We start from the raw sequence: 1,064 nt of genomic DNA, 5'->3' as shown, positions 1-1,064 counted from the left end.
GGCGCCACCCGCGCCGTCGATCGCCCCTCCGCGGCCCTCGCCGCCCTCGCCGAGCCCCACCCCGCCGAAGCGCTCCGCCCCCGCGCCGAAGCCCGTGGCGTACCCCGAGTACCACGCGCCCACGCGTCGGCAGCAGCCGCGCGGCGGGCCGTCCCTGGTCCACCTCACCCTGCTCATCACCGCACCCGCGGTGCTCGCCGTCGCCGCGCTGCGGCCGCGCTGACCGCCGGAGGAACCGTTGTCGGAATGGCTTGTTCTCACCCTCGCGATGGGCGCCGCGTGTGCCGTCGTGCTCCTCGTCGTCGTCCTGCGGCACTGGCGAACCTCCGCGGACTATGACGCTTCGGAAACTCCGGACGTGATGGAGTACATGACGATGATGATCGGCGTGGTCTACGCGATCGTCCTCGGTCTGGCCATCGCAGGCGTCTGGGAGGCCCGCAGCGCCGCCCAGGACCACGTCCGTGTCGAGGCCCAGGCGCTGCACGAGGTGCACGAGCGGGTCCGGATCTACCCCGCCGAGGTGCGCGACCGCATCCGGGGCGACGTAAGGGCGTATGTCGGCCATGTCATCAACACGGAGTGGGACCGGATGGCCGAGACCGGGAAACTCACCCCGCGCGGCGACCGGTTGCTGGAACGTATCCGCCACGGCGTGACCGACCACGAACCCGAGTCCGACTTCGAGGCCCAGGCCTACCAGCCGCTGGTCGACCAGGTGGCCATCGTCGACGACGCCCGCGTCGCCCGGGGCGACAGCGCCGAGCCGACCATGCCCGGCGTCGTCTGGTTCGGCCTGCTCACCGGCGGCCTCGTCACCGTGGGCCTGATCTTCGCCCTGCAGATCCGGCGCACGGCGCGCGAACTCATCCTCGCCGGTCTCTTCTCCGCCCTGATCGCCTTCCTGCTCTTCCTCATCTGGGGCTTCGACGCCCCCTACAGCCGGGGCATCGCGGCGACGGCGGAGCCCTTCCGGGCGCTGTTCCCCGGCGTCGGCGACTGAGCCGCCCCGGGCGGCCGGAGCCCCGGGCGGCCGGAGCCCCGGGTGGCCAGGGGCTCCGGCC

At 73.2% G+C, this 1,064-nt stretch carries 1 protein-coding gene and 1 pseudogene; both read left to right on the top strand.

The genetic code is table 11. The annotated features are described in order from the left end of the window. Positions 1-223 (top strand): annotated as a pseudogene (locus IE330_RS39575) (hypothetical protein); the annotation flags it as partial. Between the two features lie 15 nt (positions 224-238). Continuing rightward, a complete protein-coding gene (locus tag IE330_RS38455; protein WP_190140811.1) occupies positions 239-1,003 on the top strand; it encodes a bestrophin-like domain in 765 nt (254 codons plus the stop codon). Positions 1,004-1,064 lie beyond the last annotated feature (61 nt).

Origin of the sequence: Streptomyces longispororuber (assembly GCF_014656095.1) — a bacterium.
Classification (GTDB): domain Bacteria; phylum Actinomycetota; class Actinomycetes; order Streptomycetales; family Streptomycetaceae; genus Streptomyces; species Streptomyces longispororuber.
The sequence above is the reverse complement of the archived record's forward strand: the minus strand, read 5'-3'. Positions and strand labels throughout refer to the sequence as shown.